Genomic DNA, 20,550 nt, shown 5'->3' on the forward strand with positions numbered 1-20,550 from the left:
AAGAGATGATGTCCAAGCAAGTGCGCAAGCTCGTCCCGATCGCGGCGGCGGTGGCGCTGCTCGCCGGGTGCGGCGCGAACGACCAGGGGGCCGCGCAGAACGCGGCCGCCAAGGCGGAGCAGGGTGGCACGCTGCGCATCCTCAGCGAGGGGCAGACGGTCAACTACGACCCGGCCAAGAGCAGCAGCCTGCCGATCACCTCGCTGGGGTACGTGCACCGCCGCCTCACCGGCTGGCTCAACGCCGAGGGCGAGCAGGTCGAAGTGGTGCCGGACCTGGCCGACACCGGCACGGCCTCCGACGGCGGCAAGACCTGGACCTTCACCCTCAAGGAGGGGCTGAAGTTCAGCGACGGCAGCCCGATCCGCGCCCAGGACGTCAAGTGGGGCGTGGAGCGGACCTACGCCCCTGCCTTCTCCGGCGGGCTGGGCTACCACAAGCAGCTGCTGGTCGGCGGCGCGGACTACCGGGGACCGTTCGAGGGCAAGCGCCTGGACTCCATCCAGACCCCGGACGACAAGACCATCGTGTTCCACCTGACCCGCCCCTACGGCGACTGGCCGTGGATCACCAGCACCCCGGCGTTCGCGCCGGTGCCCGAGGGCAAGGGCGCCGAGCCCGACTACGGCGAGCACCCCGTCGCCTCCGGCCCCTACCAGATCGCCTCCTACCAGCGCGGTGTCCAGGTCCGGTTGACCCGCAACGCCAACTGGGACAAGGGCTCCGACCAGATCCGCGGCGGCCTGCCCGACGAGGTCGTGTTCCAGCTCGGCCAGGAGGCCTCCGTGGTCTCGCAGCGGCTGGTCGCCGACAGCGGTGACGACAGGACCGCGTTCGGCTCCTCCTTCGCCTCGCCCGCCCAGCTGGCCCAGCTGCAGGGCAACGCCTCGGCCAAGCAGCGGCTGGTCACCTCCAGGACCGGCGCGCTGGCCTACCTGGCCATCAACACCGAGAAGCTGACCGACCCCAAGGTGCGCCAGGCGTTCCAGTACGCGGTGGACAAGACTTCCTTCCAGATCGCCTCGGCGGGCAGCGCGCAGCTCGCGGGCGATGTCGCCACCACGCTGATCACCCAGGGCATCGCGGGCCGCGAGCAGTTCGACCTCTACCCGACCCAGCCCGCGGGCGATGTGGACAAGGCCAAGCAGCTGCTCACCGAGGCCGGGCTGCCCAACGGCCTGGACAACCTGGACTTCGTGGTGTCCAAGAGCAACGACGCCCCGGCCAAGGCGCAGGCGCTCCAAGCCGCGCTGGCCAGGGCGAACATCAGGACCAACATCCGGGTCCTCGACCCCGACGCCTACACCGCCGAGACCAGCCAGGCCGCCAACCCCACCTACGACCTGACCCTGGGCTCCTGGCAGCCGGACTTCCCCAGCGCCAACGCCAACATCCAGCCCCTGTTCGCCTCCTCGGAGGTCGGCGGCGGCGGGTACAACCTGTCCCGCTACCGCAACCCCGAGGTGGACCGCCTGATCGAGGCCGCGCAGAGCGAGGTCGACCCGGTCGCCGCGGGCAAGAAGTGGGTGGAGCTGGACCGCAGGATCCTCGCCGACTCGCCGGTCGTGCCGCTGATCTACACCCGCAACTCGTTCCTGCGCGGTTCCAAGGTCGCCAACTTCTACATCGCCGACTTCCCCGCCTACCCGAACTACCTCCAGGCCGGCATCGCCAAGTGAGCTCACCACTGCTGCGCCTGGAGGACGTCTCCGTGGCGTTCGACGCCCCCGTCGCCGACGAGGTCAGCTACTCGTTGGCGGCGGGGGAGGTGCTCGCCGTCGTCGGCGAGTCGGGGTCCGGCAAGACGGTGACCGCGATGTCGCTGCTGGGCCTGCTGCCCGGCGGCGCGACGGTCACCGGCCGGGCGCTGCTGGCCGGGCGGGACCTGTTCACGCTGTCCGGCGAGCAGCTGCGAGCGGTGCGCGGCAACGAGATCGGCATGGTGTTCCAGGAGCCGATGACCGCGCTCAACCCGGTGTTCCGCGTCGGCGACCAGCTCGCCGAGGTCGTCCGCGCGCACGACGACCGCACCGCGGCGCAGGCCCGGCAGCGCGTGGTGGAGCTGCTGTCACTGGTCGGGCTGCCCGCCGACGCGCGGCGCAAGTACCCGCACGAGCTGTCCGGCGGGCAGCTGCAGCGGGTGGTGATCGCGATGGCGGTGGCCAACGAGCCGTCGTTGCTGATCGCCGACGAACCCACCACCGCGCTGGACGTGACCGTGCAGGCGGAGGTCCTGGAGCTGCTGAGGGACCTGCGCGGCAGGCTCGGCGCGGCGATCCTGCTGATCACGCACGACATGGGCGTGGTGGCGGACCTGGCCGACCGGGTCGTGGTGATGCGCGAGGGGCGGGTCGTCGAGCAGGGGCCGGTGGCGGAGGTGTTCGCCGCGCCCCGCCACGAGTACACGCGGTCGCTGCTGGACTCGGTGATCTCGCTGAGCGCCCCGCCGCCCGCCGAACCGGCCGGTGCCGTCGAGATCTCGCCCGGTGTCGTGGCCCGCGGCGCGCACGTGGCCGTGACCTCCCCCGGGTTGTCGGTCCCGGACCGGCCAGGGGAGGACCCGGTGCTCGCGCTGACCGGTCTCACCGTCGCCTACGGCCGCTTCCGGGCGGTGGAAGGCATCGGGCTGCACATCGGGCGCGGCGAGGTGCTGGGCCTGGTGGGGGAGTCCGGGTCCGGCAAGAGCAGCATCGCGGGCGCGGTCACCGGGCTGATCAAGCCCGCGGCGGGCGCGGTCAGCCTGGCGGGGCAGGACTTGACCCGGTTGCGCGGCCGCGCGGCCAAGCGGGTGCGGGGCCGAATCGGGGTGGTGTTCCAGGACCCCGCGTCCTCGTTGAACCCCCGCGCCACCATCGCCCGCAGCGTCGCCGCCCCGTTGCTGCTGCACACCTCCCTGCGCGGCGCCGAACTCGCCCGCCGAGTGGACGAGCTGCTGGACGCGGTGGGGCTGTCGGCGTCGCTGCGCGAGCGCTACCCGCACGAGCTGTCCGGCGGGCAGCGGCAGCGGGTCGGCATCGCCCGCGCCATCGCGCTGGACCCGGAGTTGCTGATCGCCGACGAGCCGACCAGCGCGCTCGACGTGTCCGTCCAAGCCCGCGTGCTCGACCTGTTCCGCGCTCTGCAGGCCGAACTCCGGTTCGCCTGCCTGTTCATCAGCCACGACCTGGCGGTGGTCGAGCGGCTGGCCGACCGGGTGGCGGTGCTGCACCGCGGCCGGGTCGTGGAGACCGGTCCTGCGGGCGATGTGCTGGCAGAGCCGCTGCACCCGTACACGCGGCGACTGCTGGCGGCGGCGCCGGTCGCGGACCCCGCCCGCCAGCGGGAACGCCGCAAGGCGTGGCTGGAGCTCCAAGCACCGTGATGCCCCCGCGCGAGTCGCGCGTTCAGACACCGCGAGTCGCGCGTTGGGGCACGGTGAGGTGGGCGTTGGGGTTGGGTTATCCAGCAAAGGGTGTGCGCGCCGCGCGGCAGGTCGCCAAGGACAGCGGGTCGCGCCGTCCCCGCTGCGCGCGCTTCGCGCGCGCCCAGATGCGTCGGCAAGTACTACCCGAGGGGTGTGTGGGGGCCGGTAACTACTACCCGGCGCGTGGGAGGCGCGGGCCAAGGCGCGAAAGTGCGGGTCGGGGTGTCCGAACGTTCGGTTCGTGGTGCCGGAACGCGCGACTCGCGGGGGCGACATGCCCGACACGCCCATGGGTGGGTGACACCGGGGGCGGGCGTGTGCGTCCTGAGTGTTGAACTCAGGGGTTCTGGAGGTTCGACTCGCCGGGGATAGGACGATCCAGTGGACCGGCGGCGGGCCGGGTAGTCGCGCTGCCGGGCCGGCAGTAGGCCGTTGCGGACCAGCGGCGCTCCACTATGTCCGGAGTGGACTGAGTAGTTGCGCCGAGACGGAGAAGCTCTTTTCCTCGTTGAAGACCGTGTTGGGGGCGGGCGGCGGGTGTGGGCCGCAGCCCGACCCTCGGCAAGCCGGTGGGGATGCTCCTGCTGGCGCGGACCGCCCAAGCCGCCGAAGCCCGTTCGGGCACCGGTCGGTGAGCGTGGACGGCGTGCTCGCGAGCGCGCCGTCCACCGCGTTGGTCAATTGTCCTGGTTGCCGATGGCGGCGACCACGGAGCGGATGGTCGGGTGGCGGTACAGCTCGCGCAGGTGCAGCGTCGGCAGCCCGCCCTCGCGCATGCGCGCCCCGATGCGCACCGCGAACAGGGAGTTGCCGCCCAGCTCGAAGAAGTCGTCGTCCAGCCCGACCGGCACGCCCAGCACCGCGCCCCACACCTCGCGCAGCCTGGCCGCCAGGTCGTCGTCGCCGGTGGGGGCGTCGACCGGCTTCGCCGTGACCACCGGTGGCGGCAGCTTCGCCGCGTCCAGCTTGCCGTTGGTGGTCAACGGCAGCGCGTCCAGCGCCGTCACCGTGCTGGGCACCATGTAGTCGGGCAGGATCGCGGCGGCCCGCCCGCGCACGCCCGAGGTCTCCCGTGGAGCGCCCTCAGCGAGCACCACGTAGGCGTCGATCCGGGTGGTGGCCGCGTCACGGGGGTCGTCCCGGCGCACCACCACGGCCGCCGCGCGCACGACCGGGTCCTCCAGCAGCACCGCGCGGATCTCGTCCAGCTCGATCCGGAAGCCGCGCACCTTCACCTGGCTGTCGATGCGCCCCAGGTGCTCCAGCGCGCCGTCGGGCCGCAGCCTGCCCAGGTCGCCCGAGCGGTAGACCCGGCCGCCCGGTCGCGCGGGATCGGCGGTGAACCGCTGCGCGGTCAGCTCGTCCTTGGCGAGGTAGCCCTCGGCCACCCCGGCTCCGCCCACCCACACCTCGCCCGCCACTCCCGGCGGCACCAACCGCCCCTGCGGGTCCACCACGTACAGGTGCCACCCCGGCAGGGCGGGTCCGACCGACCGCGACCCGGCCAGCGCCTCGCGGCGGGTGACCGTCTGGTGCGTGACGTGCACGGTGGTCTCGGTGATGCCGAACATGTTCACCACCCGGCACGCCGACTCGGGATGCGCGTCGAACCACGGCAGCAGCACCCGCGCGTCCAGCGGTTCGCCGCCCAGCACGACCAGCCGCACGGCCAGGTCCTCGTGCCGCACGTCCAGCAGTTGCGCGAGCGCCGACGGCGTCTGGCTGAGCACGGTGACCCGCTCGGCCGCCAGCAGGTCCCGCAACGCCAGCGGGTCGCGGGAGACCGAGTACGGCACCACCACCAGCGTGCCGCCGGTGAGCAGGCAGCCCCAGATCTCCCACACCGAGAAGTCGAAGGCGCTGGAGTGGAACAGCGTCCACACGTCCGACGGCGCGAGCCGGTACTCCGGCCGCGTCGCGTCCACGAGGGCGATCACGTTGCGGTGCGGCACCACCACGCCTTTGGGGCGGCCGGTCGACCCGGAGGTGTAGATGACGTACGCGGCGTCGTCGGGTGTCGTGGCGGTGGTGAAGGGCTCGGAACCGGCGGCGACGACCTCGTCCGGCGTCACGGCCGAGGTGGCGCCGGTGGCGGGGAACTCCGGCAGCCGGGTGACGACCAGCCGCAGGTCGGCGTCCCGCGCGGTGTGGGCCAGCCGGTCGGCGGGGTAGGCGGGGTCGGTCGGCACGTAGGTGCCACCCGCCTTGAGCACGCCCAGCAGGACGACCACCAGTTCGGCGGTGCGCTCCAGGCACACCCCGACCCGGTCGCCGTCGGACACGCCCAGCGCGCGCAGCCCGGCGGCCACCGCCCCCGCGCGCTCGTCCAGCTCGCGGTAGGTCCAGCGCACCTGGCCGTCGGTGAGCGCCACCTGCTCCGGCGTGCGTGTCGCGACGGCGCGGAACGCCGCGTCGATCGTCGTCGGGGTGGTGTCCAGGGGCCGGTCCGGGACACCGAGAGCGGCCACCCGGTCGCGTTCGGCCGCGTCCAGCAGCTCCACCTCGTCGGGGGCCAGGCCGGGGTTCGCCCGCACCTGGCGGTGCACGTGCGCCAAGTGCCGGGTGAACTGCTCGACCTGCGCCGGTGAGAGCCGACCGGCCCGGTGGTCGCAGCGCAACCGCGTCGTGCCGTCCTGACGCCACACCGAGAACGTCAGCGGCAGCGGCGGGGCCAGGCACGGGCGGTACTCGTCCGCGCCGAAGTCCACATCGGACACCAGCAGTCCGGCGGCGGCCGGTTCCCCGGTCGGTTCCGGGGCGGTGCCCGGTGTCACCCGCAGCGCGCCCCGGTCGGTGCCGACGACCGCCCAGCCGGGGGAGTCGACCGAGTCGTAGCGCACCAGGGCGATCGCCAGCGCGGTGCGCCAGCTGTCCGCGTCGCCCGCCTCCTCCGGCGGCAGGACCAGCTCGACCGCGCCCGCGTCCACCACGCCGTGGGCGGCGGCCCAGTCCGGCAGCCCGGCCTCGGCGACCGGCGCCACCTCGGCCCTCGCGAACACCGCCGGTGGTTCCGCCGGGGACGCGCCGGTCAGCGCGGCGGCCACGGCGCGCAGTCCGGCCGCGTCCAGGAAACCCCGGTCCGCCACCAGCACCAGGTCCGCGAGGCCGTCGCGGTAGCGCAGCAGGGTGCACCGCAGGTCGGTGGTGTGCCTGCCGATCTCGACCGCGAGCCGCCGCCGCGCGATCGGCTCGGTCGACGAGGCGGGCACGTCCTCCACCCACAGCGGGGAGTTCGCGGGTCCGGTCAGCGCCTCGGCGCGGACCGCGGTGGCGAGCCGGACGCGCAGCGCGTGGCATCGGGCGCCTGGGAACACTTGTCCTCCTGGTCGGTGGTCAGTGCGCGGTGAAGCCGCCGTCGACGGTCAGCACCGATCCGGTCACCTGCGCCGAGTCGTCCGACGCGAGGAACACCACGGCCCCGGCCACGTCCTCCGGCTCCACCAACCGGTTCATGGGCTGCGACTGGGTGAAGGCGGCCACGTGCTCCTCCGCCGGGACGTCCAGCGCGCGGGCGATCTCCCGCAGCATCCGGCCCTCGGCGTCGGGGGCGTCGCGCACGTTGCCGGGGCACACCGCGTTCACCCGCACCCTCATCGGCGCTAGGTCCAGCGCGGCGGCCTTGGTCAGCCCGACCAGCCCGTGCTTCGCGGCCACGTACCCGGCGAAGTGCCGGTAGCCGACCAGCCCGGCGGTGGAGGCGATGTTCACGATGCTGCCCGAGCGCTGCTCGCTCATGCTCCTGCCGACCTCCCGGATCACCCGCCACGCCCCGGACAGGTCGACGTCGAGCATCAGCGACCACTCGTCCTCGGTGATCTCGTGCACCGTCTTGCCCGAGGGCGCGGCGATGCCCGCGTTGTTCACCACCGCGTCGATCCGGCCGTAGCGATCGCCCGCCAGTGCCACGGCTCCCCGCACCGACGCGGTGTCGCGCACGTCGGCCTTCGCGGTGAGCACCGACGCGCCCCGGTCCCGGCACAGCGCCGCGGTGTGCTCCAGCTGGCTGGCCGACCCCAGCGGGTACGGCACGCCCGGCAGATCCCCGCACACGTCAAGCAGCACCAGGTCCGCGCCCTCGGCGGCGCAGGCCAGCGCGGTGGCCCGGCCGATGCCGCGGGCCGCCCCGGTGATCACGACGACCTTCCCGGTCAACCTCATCGGTGCCCCCTAGACCGCGGCGTCGATCAGCTTGAGCAGCTGGGGTGCGGACTCGGTCAGGTACATGTGCCCGCCGGACACCTCCACGTACTCGAACCCGGCGCCCGCGACCTCCGACCAGCGGGCCGCCTCGACGGCGCTGACCAGCGCGTCGTCCGACCCCCGCAGCGAGGTGACCGGCGCGGGCAGCCGGTCGGCGGTGCTCGGCCGGTAGTTCTCGTGCATCTCCACGTCGGCGCGCAGCGTCGGCAGGATCAGCTCGCGCATCTCCGGGTCCTCCAGCGCCTCGTGCCGGAACCCGGCGAACTCCGACACCCGCGCCAGGAACTCGTCGTCGGGCAGGCCGGTGGCCCGCCGGGGCCGCTGGGTGCTCGGCTCCGGCGAGCCGCTGACGAACAGGTGGCGCAGCACCAGGTCCGGGTGCGCGGCCACCCGGTGGGCCAGCTCGTAGGCGAGCACCGCGCCCAGGCTGTGCCCGAACAGGGCCACTTCGGTCAGGCCGTCGAGCTGCCGCACCAGGTCCGGCAGCAGCTCGTCGGCCGCCACCACGGCGTCCCGGTGCGGCTCGACGTCGATCAGCCGCTCCCGACCGGGCAGCTGCAGCGGCACGACCGCCAGCCGGTCACCCGCGTGGGCCGCCCACGGGCGGAAGAACGAGGCTCCGGCCCCGGCGAACGGCAGGCACACCAGTGCGGTCTTCACTGCTGGTTCCCCCTGATCAGACGGGCTGGCCGATGGGCCTGACGATGATGGTGTTGATGTCCACGGGCGCGGGCTGCGCCAGCGCGAACACGATCGAGTCGGCCACCTGCTCGGCCGACAGCAGGTTGCCGTCGGGCAGCGAGCCGAACTCGTCCCAGAACGGCGTCTCGGTGCGGCCCGGCGACACCAGCGTCACCCCGATGCCGTCGCCGGTGACCTGCCTGCGGGTGTTCTCCGCCAGCCCGGTCACCGCCCACTTGGTGATGCCGTAGATGTTGCCCGCCGCGTAGGCGTGCCCGGCGACGCTGCCGACCAGCACGATCCGGCCTTTGGTCTCCTTCAGCGCCGACAGCGAGGCGCGGATCAGCAGCGCCGGGCCGAGCACGTTGGTCAGCACCATCTCCCGCCAGCCCGCCGGGTCGCCCTCGGCGATGTCGTCGTGGGTGGCCCAGCCCGCGTTGGCGACCACGGCGTCGAGCCTGCCGAACCGCTCCAGGGTGCCCGCCACCGCCGACTGGACCAGCTCCCAGTCCCCGGCGTCGCCCTGGATGGTCAGCAGCGCGTCGGGCTCGCCGACCTCCTTCGCGAACCGGTCCAGCCGCTCCCGGCCGCGGCCGACCACGGCCACCCGCTGCCCCTTGGTGAGCAGCTGCCGCGCGGTGGCCGCGCCGATGCCGCTGCCACCACCGGTGATCAGCGTGACGGGGATGTCGGTCATGCGGTGCTCCAAACGGTTGTGCGGTCGAGAACTAGCGGGGCAGCTTGGTGGTGTAGGTGATCGGCAGGCTGTTGACGCCGCGGCCGACGGAGTTGTCGTACAGCCACGGCAGCTCCTCGCGGGGCACGGCGAGCGCGATGTCGGGCAGCCTGCGCAGCAGGGTGTTGAACGCGATCTCGCCCTCCAGGCGGGACAGCGGGGAGCCGGGGCAGAAGTGCGCGCCGTGGCCGAAGGAGAAGTGCCGGTTGCCGGTGCGGGTGATGTCCAGCCGGTCCGGGTCCGGGAACACCTTCGGGTCGCGGTTGGCGGAGCTGATCATCAGGTGCACGAACGACTCCTTGGCGATGCGCACGCCCGCCAGCTCCATGTCCTGGGCCGCCACGCGCAGCGTGCCGCGGTAGACCGGCGGCTGGTAGCGCAGGAACTCCTCGATCGCGCTGGGGGCGAGGTCGGGATTGGCGCGCAGCAGCTCCAGCTGGTCCGGGTTGGCGAACAGCGCCTCCATGCCGTTGCTGATCGTGTACGCGGTCGTCTTGTGGCCCGCGTTGATCAGCAGGATGAGCGTGGAGACCAGCTCGTCGTCGGTGAACCGGCCGTCCTCGTCGGCGGCCCGGATCAGCGTGCTGACCAGGTCGTCGCCCAGCTCGCCCGCGCGGCGCGCGGCCAGCAGGTCCTTGAGGTACTCCTCGATGCTGTCGCTGGCCCACTTGAGCCTGCGGTTCTCCTCCTCGGTCGCGTACGGCGCGCCGCTGAGGAGCAGGCCCCACTCCTGCAGCTTGTCCCGGTCCTCGAAGGGCACGCCGAGGAACTCGCAGATCACCTTCAGCGGCAGCGTGATCGCGAACTCCGTGAACAGGTCGGCCCGGCCGTCGCTGAAGGCGTCGATCAGGTCGTCGGCGGTCTGCTGGATGCGCGGCCGCAACGCCTTCATCTTGCGCGGGGTGAACGCCTGCGCCACCAGCTTGCGCAGCCGGGTGTGCCTGGGCGGGTCCGCGGTGAGCATGTTGCGGATCAGCGTCGGGCTGGAGTCCTTGAGCAGGTCCTGCCACCACGCGGGCGCGTTGTCCACGCTCTTGGACAGCCGGGGGTCGGTGAACGAGCCCGCCACCGTCTCGTAGTCCATGACCACGTACGCCTCGGCCCCGATCGGGTGGTTGACCCGGTGCACCGGGCACTTGTCCCGCAGCCGGGCGTTGTCGGCGTGGCCGTTGGGGTAGGCCGGGTCGGTGAAGAACTCCGGGGGGAGAGTCTCGTGGTCCACGCCCGGCTGCGCTTCGGTGCTCATGGCTTCTCCTCCGATGACGGTCATACGGCGACGGCTTCGGGTGCGGGCAGGGTGCGGATGCGCTTGGTCAAGGTGGGCAGGGCGGCCACCGCCGAGATCGCGCACATGGTGATGAACACCCACGTCGGACCCGCGAGGTCGAACACCGCGCCGACCAGGAAGACGCCGATGGGCGCCGCGCTCATGGACATGAAGAACACCGCGCCGAGCACGCGCCCCTGGACCTTGTCCGGGGCGACGGCGGCGAGGTAGGACAGGAACAGCGTGCTGATGATCGGCCCGCGGATGAACACCAGGGTCACGATGACGCCCAGCGGGATCACGCCGGGCACGACCGCGAGCAGGATCGCCACCACCGGACCGATCCACGCGCCGCACAGCACGATCACCGACGGCTTGACCTTCCGGAAGACCCACCCGGCGACCAGTGAGCCGAACAGCCCGCCGAGCCCCGCCACGGCGAGGGTGGCGCCGATGAACGACTCCGACGCGCCCCGGCCCTGCGCGGTCGCGATGAGCGCGAGGAACACGCCGGAGTGGGTGAACGCCATGTTCGAACCCATGATCCAGATGATCAGCGGGCGCAGGATCGGTTGCTTGAACAGGAACCGGAACCCCTCGGCCGTGCCGCCCTTCTCCTTGGCCGCCCGGCTCTGCGCGCTCTGCATCGGCCTGCGCACGAGCAGCAGCAGCGCGCTGGAGATCAGGAACGACACCGCCGCGGCCAGGAACGGGAACGCCCGCGCCACCCCGAACAGCGCGCCGCCGATCGGCGGCCCGGCCACGGTGGCGCCGAAGTAGCGGATCTGGTTCTGCGCGGTGGCCTGGGTGAGCTGGGACGGCGGCACCAGCGCCTTGATCGCGGCCATGCCGGCGGGCTGCGACAGGCCGAAGCAGGTCGCCGAGACCACCGCGATCGCGAAGATCACCGGCATGCTGGTGCTGTCGGTGAAGATCAGCACGCTGAACAGCGCCAGCAGCGCCACCCGGACCAGGTTGCAGCCCACCAGCAGCAGCCTGCGGTCGAGCCGGTCCGCGAGCGTGCCACCGGGGATGGACATCACGCTGGCCGTGATCAGCTGCGCCGAGCCGACCACGCCCGCGTACAGCGCGGACCCGGTGGTGGCCAGGATCAGCAGCGGGTAGGCGATCTCGGCGGTCTCCTTGCCCACCGCGGCGAACGCCTCACTGCTCCACAGCGCCTGGAAGTCCCGGTTCTTGATCAGCGGCCGGTCCGGGGGTGCTTCCGAGGGCGTGCCCGGAGGCGCTTCCGGAGGCGTTTCCGTGATCGTCTCCGTCGCGGCTCCCGACACCGGGGTCTGCGCGGTTGTGTCGCCCTCGCGCGGTTCAGCGGACATCCACGACCTCATTCCGCGCCGGCTCTGCGCCGGCCAACGTGGTGAGCAGATCATCGGCGAGCTTGCGCACGTGCGGCTCGGTCAGCACCGACCAGTGGTTCCCCGGCACCGGGAGCACGCGCACGCCGCCGCCGTACAGCGGGGTCAACCTGGTGGTGAGCCGGTGCGCGGCGGTCGCGTCCACACCGACCTTGAACACCACCGCCGGGCAGTCCACCGGCCGCGGCCGGTAGGGCGCCAGCACCCGCGCCTTGTCCAGGAAGAGCTTGCGCAGCGCGGGGTTGCGGCGCATCCGCCTGCCGACCTCGCCCAGGTTCAGCACGCCCGCCACCTGGAAGGCGGCGTGGCTGTAGAGGAACTCCGGGTCCAGGCCGAGGGGCACGCCGAGCCTGCCGGGCATGAAGGCGTCGATGCACAGCAGCACGTCCACCACCGCGCCGCGCGCGACCAGCAGGCGCGCCATCTCGTGCGCGACCACCGCGCCGAAGGACCACCCGCCGAGCGTGTAAGGGCCTTCCGGCTGGATGGCGAGCACCGCGTCGAGGTGTTGCGCCGCGATCCGCGTCACGGATCGGCGCGTGCGGTCGGCCGGGTCGGGCTCCAACCCGTACACCGGGCGGTCCGCGTCGAGCCGGTCGGCCAGCGCCTGGTAGCTGATCGCGGTGCCGACGGCGTCGGCGGCCAGGAACAGCGGGCGTCCCGAGCCCTCCCGCAACCGCACCGCGCTCACCGGCAGGTGCGCCTCCGGTGCCGCGGGCCGGTTCCGCTGGGCCAGCTCCAGCAGGCGGCCGAACGTGGGCTCGCGGGAGAACTCGGCCAGCGACACCACGACGCCGGTGCGCTCCCGCAGGCGGCTCATCATGTTCAGCGCGATCAGCGACTCGCCGCCCAGGGCGTAGAAGTGGTCCGCCTCCGACGAGGGCGGGCGGTCCAGCGCGGTGGCCCACAGCTGTTCCAGCACGGTGCGCACCGAGTCACCGCCCACCCGCGCGGCCGGGCGTTCGCGCATCGGGGACACGGCCCCCACCGGCCGGTCCCCGTCCGGGTCCTCGCCCAGGTGCGGGTGCGGCGGCAGCGACACGCGCGGCGGCGGCTCGGCCCCGGCGGGTGGCGCGAGCGCGGTCCCGCCCAGCACGTCGAGCCCGCGCTCCCACAGCGCGCCCAGCGCCCGCAGCAGGCCCAGGTCGCCGTCCTCGGCCCGGCCCAGCAGCGGCAGCGCGGTGCGGTTGCCGTCCCAGCGCCCGTTCCAGCGCACCGTGCCCAGCATGGAGGCGCCGGGTCCCAGCTCCAGGAACGTGTCCACGCCCGCGTCGAGCAGGGTCTCCACGCCCGCGTCCAGCAGCACGGGCCGGGTCAGCTGCGCGGCCCAGTACTCCGGTTCGCCCACCGCGGCCGGATCGGCCCACGTGCCGGTGGTGTCGGAGATCAGCGGCAGCGCAGCGGGCTTGGCGGGCAGGTCCGCGACGAGGTCGCGCAGGACCGCCGCGGCGGGCGCCAGGGCGGAGCAGTGCCCCGGTCGGTCCACCGCCAGCAGGCGCCAGTCCAGCCCCGCCAACGCTTCGCCGGCCAGAAGTTCGTCCACATCGGACTCAAGGCCGGACAGCACCACACCGCCCCGGCTGATCATCGACACCTCGACCGCGCTGTCCGGACCGAGCCTGCGCAGCACCTCCTCGGCGGCTCCCGCCACCGCGACCATGCGACCGGGCGGCGCCAGCTCCCAGGCCGCGCGCGCCCGCTCGTGGACCAGGGTGGCGGCGTCGGCGGGCGACCACACCCCGGCCAGGGTGGCGGGCGCGAACTCGCCGACGCTGTTGCCGAACATCCCGACCGGCGTGATGCCCCAGTCCAGCAGTTGCCCGCCCAGCGCGTAGCCGAGGACGAACAGACCGAGCTGCTGGTGCGCGCCGTTGTCGAACCACTCCGGCCCGCCGTCCTCCCGCGCCACCACCGGCGACAGGTCGACGCCGCACCGCTCCAGCACCGCTTCGCGGATCTCGTCGAACCGGTCGCGGAACCCCGGCAGCAGCCGGTAGGCGGCCGCGCCCGCGTTGTACCGCAGGGTGCCGTGGCCGGGGAACAGGAACGCCACCTTGCCCAGCGGGCGCGGCGCGTCCGGGTCGCCCGCCGCGGCGAGCAGGTCCGCGGCGTGCGCGTGGTCGGACACCGCGAACGCCTGCTTGTGCCGGTGCGCCCGGCGTCCGGCCAGCGTGCGCGCCACCGCGGCCATGTCCGGCGCGGGATCACGGCGCAGCGCGGCCGCCATGTCGGCGCGCAGGCGGCGCAGGGCCTCCGGTGAGGCCGCGGACAGCGCGAGCACCGTGCCGCCCGGCTCCACCGCCGCGGGTGGCCGCCGCGGCGGGCCCTGGAGCACCACGTGCGCGTTGGTGCCGCCCACGCCGAAGGAGCTGACAGCCGCCAGCCGGGTGCCCCGGTCGGGCCACGGCGCGTGCTCGGTGCACACCCGGAACGGCGTGCTCTCCAGCTCCAGCAACGGGTTCGGCGATTCGAAGTGCAGGCTGGGCACCACTTCGCCGTGCTCGAGCATCAGGACGGTCTTGATGAACGCGGCCACCCCCGCGGCCGCGCTGGTGTGGCCGAGGTTGCCCTTCACCCCGCCGATCAGGCAGAAGCCGTCGCGGTCGGTGGACATCCGGAACGCCTCGGTCAGCGCCTGCACCTCGACCGGGTCGCCGATGGGGGTGGCCGTGCCGTGCGCCTCGACGTAGTCGATGTCGGCCGCGTCCACGCCCGCGAGCTTCTGCGCGTAGCGGATGACGTCGCGCTGGCCGGGGATGGACGGCGTGGTGTAGCCCATCTTGTCCGCGCCGTCGTTGTTCAGCGCCGAGCCGAGCACCACGGCCGCGATCCGGTCGCCGTCGCGCAGCGCGTCGCCCAGCCGCTTGAGCACCACCACGCCGACGCCTTCACTGGGCACGGTGCCCGTGGCGCGTGCGTCGAACGGGCGGGTGTGACCGTCGGCGGACAGCGGTCCGCCAGGCTCGTGCCAGTAGCCCCACTCGCCCTTGGGCGCCACGGCGACGCCGCCCGCCAGCGCCGCGTCGCACTCCCGGTTCAGCAGGCTCTGCACCGCCATGTGGATGGCGACCAGTGACGTGGAGCACGACGTCTGCACGGTCACCGCGGGCCCGCGCAGGCCCAGCTTGTACGCCACCCGCGTGGCCACGTGGTCCTTCTCCAGCCCGATCAACCGCTCCAGCGGGCTGAGCTCCCGGCCGCTGCCGGTGTGCGTGCGGTCCGCGCCCGCGTACACGCCGATCCAGCCGTCGAACCGGGTCGGGTCCAGCCCCGCGTCGTCCAGAGCGGACGACGCGGTCTCCAGGAACACCCGCTGCTGCGGGTCGATGCCCGCGGCCTCGGCGCGGGTGTAGCCGAAGAAGGACCAGTCGAACTTGGCGGAGTCGGCCAGCACCCCCTTGGCGGGCACGAAGTTCGGCTGCCGCACCTGGTCGGGGTCGGCGCCCTTGTCGCGCACCAGCTCCTCGACGTCGAACCGGGTGATGCCCTCGACGCCGTCGCGCAGCAGCTCCCAGAACGCCTCGACGTCGTTCGCGCCGGGGTAGCGGCACGCCATCCCGACGACCGCGACCGCGTCGCCGGTGTCGGCTCCCTGGTCGTTGGTCACCTCGTGTCCTCCCGTTCGGGTTCGCGGCGGGCGGCGCGCGCGGTCACCGGCGCTCGTCGCCGGTGCGGCGACCGCGCACCGCGCCCAGCAGCCGGTCCCGGCTGCTGCCCCGATCCGCGCCCGCGGTGTCGGCGGGGGCGGCCAGCAGGTCCGCCTGCCCGCGCACGGTGCCCGCGCGGAACAGGTCGACGGTCCGCAGCGCCCGTCCCGACGCCTGGCCAAGGCGCTCCACCAGGATCACCAGCCGCAGCGAGTCGCCGCCCGCGTCGAAGAAGCTGACGTCGTCGTCGACCTGGTCGGTGTCGAGGACCTCCCGCCAGATGGACCGCACCAGGTCCAGCCGGGCGGCGGGGTCGTCGAGGTCGATCTTTTCCGCGGACGGCTGGTTCTGCACGGTGTCCTCCGGGTCGCGAGCGAGATCGGCCGCGCTGCTGCGCAGCTCGGCGAGGAGTTGGGCGGTGGTGGCCGCGGTGAACAGCGCGGCCGGGTGGTTCAGCGACAGTTCGAGGCGGTCGCGGCCGGTGGTCCGCTCCAGGCCGACGAACAGCGCCAGGTCCCACTTGCTGTACTCGGGGCGCAGCGGCTGGAAGTGCCCGACCACGCCGGGGGACAGCTCCAGCGGGGCGGGGTCCTCGGCCAGGTTGACCAGGACCGGGGTCAGCGGCGGCCGGGCCATGTCGCGGTCGGCGTCCAGCGCGGCGGCGATCGCGTCCAGCGGCACGTCCGAGTCGATGAACGCCTCCATGCCGCCGGTCCGCGCCGCGCGCAGCAGCTCCCGCCACGTGGTGCCGTCGTCGAGCCGGACGCGCAGCACCAAGGTGGTCATGAACATGCCGATGACGTCGGCGGCCGCCGGGTCGTCGCGGCCGGGCCAGACAACCGCGAACAGGAAGTCGGTCTGGCCGGTGGTGCGGGCGAAGGTGCCCGCCAGCAGCGCCACGCCCGCCATGAAGGCGGTGCAGCCCTCCTGGGCGGCCACCGCCAGCACGGCCTCGGTCACGTCCGCGTCCACAGTGGTCCGCGCGGTGGCGCCGACCATAGACAGCTCCGGGTCCTCCGGGTCGCCGTCGTAGGGCAGGGTCACCGAGGTCGGCGCGCCGCGCAGCCGCTCCACCACACCGGCCACCCGCTCGGCGAAGCCGTCGCCGTCCTCCGGGCGGTCCTGGACCTCCGCCGGGTGCGGCGGCGTCGGCAGCTCCGGCTCGACGCCGCGCACCAGCGCCCGGTAGGTGGTGCCGATCTCGTCCACCAGCAGCTGCCGGGACACCCCGTCGAACACGATGTGGTGCACGGTCAGCACGAGCAGTACGCGGTCCTCGCCGAGGCGGATCACCTCGGCCCGCGCGGGCGCCTCGTCGGCCAGTTCGAACGGCGTGTAGCACAGCGCCTCCACCAGCCGCTCGATTTCGCCGGACGACCAGCCGTCGGCGACCGCGTCGGTGAACCCGACCTCGGGCGCGGAGCCGTCGGTGCGGTAGTCCACCCGGCGCGCGGCGGCGTCCAGCCGGAACCGCGAGCGCAGGGCGGGGTGGCGTGCCAGCGCCCGCGCCACAGCGGCGGTCAGCACCTCGCAGTCCACCGCCCCGGTGAACTCCAGGACGCTGGGCAGCAGGTACGTGGGACGCAGGCGCTCGATCCGGTCCAGGATCCAGATGCCCTGCTGGGTGGGTGTGGCCGGGTACCAGTCGCTTCGGTCCGAACCAGGACCGCGCGGTGCGTGCGCCCCGGAACGAGGCGCGCGCGCATCCGGCACCGATCGCATGACTTCCCCCAGTGGTATTCCACCTGATGACGAATGGGCCTGTGCCCTCGAGTAGGCCACTTTCCGCCGTGGACCCGTTCGCACCGTAAGACCGGCCTTCAGAACCCGTCAACCCACGGCTTCGGTATCCACGTCCGGTGTGGACACTCGGTCCGCAGTGTCCGGCCCGCAGTGGTTGACGATTTCCCGGACGTGGTGTTTGACTGCGTTACCGATGGGTTCGACCTGGTGTCGACCCGCGGCACGGGAACTGGGGAGTTCTGGGGCGCGTGAAGAGGTCCGACAATGCTCGCCGAACCGGTGGGACGCTGTTCGCGATAATAAGGTGCGCGCCCCCGAAGTGGTGTTCACCGAAGCGCGAAAGAAATCGGACGACGCGCGCGCGGAAGCAATAGCCGATCGAACGGGTGCGCCGACGCGCCCGGCCCGCCGCGTGCCCGAACACCGCGGTGCCCGCCTGCCGACCGCCCACCGACCAGGAGTCTGCCGGACGGCTCTCTCCCAGAACCGATGAGGACACCGGACCATGCCCGTCCACGATGCAACCGTTTCCGGATGCCCGGTGCACGCAGGTGGCACCGATCTGGTCGACCCCCACCTGTACAGCGACGGCGACGCGCACGCGGTCTGGCGCGAGCTGCGCGGCCTGGACACGTTGAGGTGGTCGCAGGTCGACCACGAGCGCGGGTTCTGGTCGGTGGTGCACTTCAAGGAGACCGATTACGTCCTGCGCAACACCGCGCTGTTCACCTCCGAGCGCGGCACCATGCTCGAACTGCTCGGCATGGACGACCCGGCGGGCGGCCAGCAGCTCGCGGTCACCGACCCGCCCCGCCACACCGTCATGCAGGCACGGCTGAAGAAGGCGCTGGCGGTGCAGGCGGTCGACCGGCGGCGCGACATGATCCGCTCGCTGGTCGGCGACCTGATCGCGCCGATCGGCGACGGCGGCGTGTTCGACTTCGGCCAGGCCATGCTGGCGATGCCGATGTCGGTCACCGGCACCATGATGGGCCTGCCGACGCAGGACTGGTCGTGGCTGAGCAGGCTCACCACGATCTGCATCGCCGCCGACGACCCGGAGTACCAGGACGCGGGCAGCCGGTCCGCGACCCTGCAGATGGCGCACCGCGAGCTGTTCGCCTACTTCCAGGACCTGGTGCGGTTCCGCCGCGAGCACACCGGTGACGACCTGATCAGCGTGCTGATCAACACCCGCTTCGAGGGCAGGCACATGTCCTCCAGCGAGATCGTGTCCAACTGCTACAGCCTGCTGCTGGGCGCGAACGTCACCACGCCGCACGCGCCGAACTTCGTGATGGCCGAGTTCATCGACTCCGACGTGCTGCGGCAGTGGGCCGCCGAGCCGGAGGTGGGCACGACCGCGGTGGAGGAGGCGCTGCGCTGGGCCTCGCCGGTGAACCACATGCTGCGCTACGCCACCAGGGACGTCGTGGTGCGCAACACGCGGATCGCGGCCGGTGACGCGGTGGTGGTGTGGCTGGGCGCGGCCAACCGGGACGAGCGCGAGTTCCCCGACTCCGAGACGTTCGACCTGCGCCGCAAGCCGAACAAGCACCTGGCCTTCGGCATCGGGCCGCACTACTGCGTCGGGCACAGCGTGGCCCGCGTGACGCTGCGCATCCTGTTCGAGGAGCTGCTGGGCCGCTTCCAGGACTTCGAGGCCGCGGGCCCGCCCGAGCGCCTGGTGTCCAACTTCGTGTCCGGCTACAAGCACGTGCCGATCACCGCGAAGCCCCGTGGTTGACCTCCTGGTGCGCAGGCGGCGGGCGCTGCGCCACTACGGCAGGCCGGGCGCCGCCCGCGTCCGGCTGCTGTGCTTCCACTACGCGGGCGGCAACGCCGCGATGTTCCGGGACTGGCCGGACCGGCTGCCGCCGGACGTGGCGACGGTGGCGGTGCAGCTGCCCGGCCGCGACACCCGCCTGGACGAGCCGCCGCACGTCCGCATGGGGCCGCTGGTCGAGGAGCTGCTGGAGGTGCTGGACCCGCTGCTGGACGAGCCGTTCGCCTGCTACGGCCACAGCATGGGCGCGCGGGTGGCGCTGGCGCTGGCGCACGCGTTGCGCGCCCGCGCCAGCGCCGGTCCACGCGCGCTGTTCGTGGCCTCCAGCGCCGCGCCCGCGTTGCGCCGCAGGGTGCGCGGGTGGGACGAGCCGGACGAGGGCCTGATCGCCTACCTGCGCGACCTGGGCGGCACGCCGTCGATCGTGCTGGAGCGACCGGACCTGCTGGAGCTGTTCCTGCCCGCGCTGCGCGCCGACCTCACCGTGGTGGCCACCTCCGGCGCGCCGGTGCGGCCCGCGCTGGACGTGCCGCTGCGCGCGTTCGCGGGCGTGGACGACCACGAGGCGTCGGTGGAGCGGATGGCCGCCTGGCGCGAGGAGACCACCGGGCCGTTCGCGCTGGAGGCCGTGTCCGGCGGCCACTTCTTCGACCCGGCCGGGGTGGCGCGCGTCCTCGACGTCATCGCGGCCACCCTGACCGGACCGGGCTGAGCGCCGCGATCAGTGCGCGGCGTCGAGCAACGCGCGCTGATCGGCGGTCAGCTCCAGGTCGACCGCCTCCAGGCTCTCGTCCAGCTGCTCCACCGACGACGCGCCCACCAGCGGGATGACCGGCAGGTCACCGCCGATCATCCAGGACAGCACCACCTGGTTCGCGGTCGCCCCGGTCTGCCGGACCACCTCGTGCAGCGCCCGGAGGCGGGCCTTGGTGCCCGCGTGGTCGTGCAGCTCGCCCAGCGGCCGGTCCTCCCGCACGTAGGCGCCGGACAGCAGCGGCGTGTACGCCACCAGCGTCAGCTCGGGGCGGTCCCGCAGGTAGGTGATCAGCTCCGCGCTGAACAGCCCCTGGTCGCCGTCCTTGGAGCGCCGTCCGGGGACGTCGCCGCGCGCCCGCAGGTAGGTGTGGTGGTACTGGATGACGCTGTAACTGGGCAGGTTCGCGGCCTCGGCGGTGGCCCGCCACCGCTCCAGCCGCCACGACCAGTGGTTGCTGACGCCGATCATGTCCACCGTGCCGTCGCGCACCAGGCCCGCGAACGCCTCGACGACGTCGCGCTGCGGCACGGTCATGTCGTCGCCGTGCGCGTACAGCAGGTCCAGCTTCTCCACGCCCAGCAGTTCCCGGCTGCGCGCCGAGGACTCCCGGATCACCTGCGGCGCCAGGCCCTCCAGGTTGAAGAAGTCGCGGCCCGGCTTCTTCGGCCGACCGGCCAGCTTGGTGGCGATCACCACCTCGTCGGTGATGCCCCGGCTGCGCCGCCACCGCCCGAGCAGCGCCTCGCTCTCCCCGCCCTGGGTGCCGTTGATCCAGAACGCGTAGTTGTTGGCGGTGTCGAGGAACGTGCCGCCCGCCGCCACGTAGCGGTCCAGGACGGCGAACGCCCGCTCCTCCTCGACCACCGTGCCGAACAGCATGGCCCCCAGCGCCAGCGCGCTGACCTTCCTGCGGTGCTGCGGCTCGGTGCCGATCTCCCGATACTTCATCCGGGT

13 protein-coding genes are annotated in these 20,550 nt (G+C 73.1%); 4 read left to right on the forward strand and 9 right to left on the reverse strand.

What is annotated here, in order from left to right; translation table 11 throughout:
* Positions 1 to 8: 8 nt before the first annotated feature.
* Positions 9 to 1,679 carry an ABC transporter substrate-binding protein gene (locus tag JOF41_RS08650; RefSeq protein ID WP_209617597.1) on the forward strand — a complete coding sequence of 557 codons (1,671 nt, stop codon included), beginning with the start codon at positions 9 to 11 and terminating at the stop codon, positions 1,677 to 1,679.
* Positions 1,676 to 3,361 carry a dipeptide ABC transporter ATP-binding protein gene (locus JOF41_RS08655; RefSeq protein WP_189226878.1) on the forward strand — a complete coding sequence of 562 codons (1,686 nt, stop codon included), beginning with the start codon at positions 1,676 to 1,678 and terminating at the stop codon, positions 3,359 to 3,361. Before JOF41_RS08650 ends, JOF41_RS08655 begins: the two co-directional genes overlap by 4 nt.
* A gap of 719 nt (positions 3,362 to 4,080) precedes the next feature.
* Here JOF41_RS08655 and JOF41_RS08660 read toward each other — a convergent pair.
* Genes JOF41_RS08660 through JOF41_RS08695 form a run of 8 tightly spaced genes read right to left on the reverse strand, consistent with a single transcriptional unit; the run spans position 4,081 to position 17,032 of the window.
* Positions 4,081 to 6,717 (reverse strand): non-ribosomal peptide synthetase, encoded by a 2,637-nt coding sequence (locus JOF41_RS08660; RefSeq protein ID WP_209617600.1) that lies wholly within the window; start codon positions 6,715 to 6,717, stop codon positions 4,081 to 4,083.
* Between the two features lie 19 nt (positions 6,718 to 6,736).
* The gene (locus tag JOF41_RS08665; RefSeq protein ID WP_189226876.1) at positions 6,737 to 7,561 is read right to left on the reverse strand and encodes an SDR family oxidoreductase; all 825 of its coding nucleotides are present in this window, start codon (positions 7,559 to 7,561) and stop codon (positions 6,737 to 6,739) included.
* 9 nt (positions 7,562 to 7,570) lie between these two features.
* Positions 7,571 to 8,263: a thioesterase II family protein gene (locus tag JOF41_RS08670; protein WP_189226875.1), complete on the reverse strand. Its 693-nt coding sequence runs from the start codon at positions 8,261 to 8,263 to the stop codon at positions 7,571 to 7,573.
* Positions 8,264 to 8,279: 16 nt separating this feature from the next.
* On the reverse strand, positions 8,280 to 8,981 hold the full coding sequence (locus tag JOF41_RS08675) for an SDR family oxidoreductase (RefSeq protein WP_209617603.1): 702 nt from the start codon (positions 8,979 to 8,981) through the stop codon (positions 8,280 to 8,282).
* A gap of 31 nt (positions 8,982 to 9,012) precedes the next feature.
* Positions 9,013 to 10,266: a cytochrome P450 family protein gene (locus tag JOF41_RS08680; RefSeq protein ID WP_189226873.1), complete on the reverse strand. Its 1,254-nt coding sequence runs from the start codon at positions 10,264 to 10,266 to the stop codon at positions 9,013 to 9,015.
* 20 nt (positions 10,267 to 10,286) lie between these two features.
* Complete coding sequence (locus tag JOF41_RS08685) at positions 10,287 to 11,624, reverse strand: MFS transporter (RefSeq protein ID WP_209617606.1); 1,338 nt, start codon at positions 11,622 to 11,624, stop codon at positions 10,287 to 10,289.
* Entirely contained in the window at positions 11,614 to 15,270 is a 3,657-nt protein-coding gene (locus JOF41_RS38170; RefSeq protein ID WP_229796266.1) for a type I polyketide synthase, read from the reverse strand. The genes JOF41_RS08685 and JOF41_RS38170 overlap by 11 nt, the downstream gene beginning before the upstream one ends.
* A gap of 43 nt (positions 15,271 to 15,313) precedes the next feature.
* Positions 15,314 to 17,032, reverse strand: coding sequence for a condensation domain-containing protein (locus JOF41_RS08695; protein WP_209617613.1), 1,719 nt, complete (start codon positions 17,030 to 17,032; stop codon positions 15,314 to 15,316).
* A 562-nt stretch (positions 17,033 to 17,594) separates the two neighbouring features.
* Between JOF41_RS08695 and JOF41_RS08700 the strand changes: the two genes are divergently transcribed.
* Positions 17,595 to 18,800, forward strand: coding sequence for a cytochrome P450 (locus tag JOF41_RS08700; protein WP_229796265.1), 1,206 nt, complete (start codon positions 17,595 to 17,597; stop codon positions 18,798 to 18,800).
* Positions 18,793 to 19,551 carry a thioesterase II family protein gene (locus JOF41_RS08705; protein WP_307867322.1) on the forward strand — a complete coding sequence of 253 codons (759 nt, stop codon included), beginning with the start codon at positions 18,793 to 18,795 and terminating at the stop codon, positions 19,549 to 19,551. The genes JOF41_RS08700 and JOF41_RS08705 overlap by 8 nt, the downstream gene beginning before the upstream one ends.
* 9 nt (positions 19,552 to 19,560) lie before the next feature.
* Here JOF41_RS08705 and JOF41_RS08710 read toward each other — a convergent pair whose 3' ends face one another.
* Complete coding sequence (locus JOF41_RS08710; RefSeq protein ID WP_189226869.1) at positions 19,561 to 20,544, reverse strand: aldo/keto reductase; 984 nt, start codon at positions 20,542 to 20,544, stop codon at positions 19,561 to 19,563.
* Between the last annotated feature and the right edge of the window lie 6 nt (positions 20,545 to 20,550).

It is taken from the genome of Saccharothrix coeruleofusca (assembly GCF_017876325.1).
Lineage (GTDB): Bacteria > Actinomycetota > Actinomycetes > Mycobacteriales > Pseudonocardiaceae > Actinosynnema > Actinosynnema coeruleofuscum.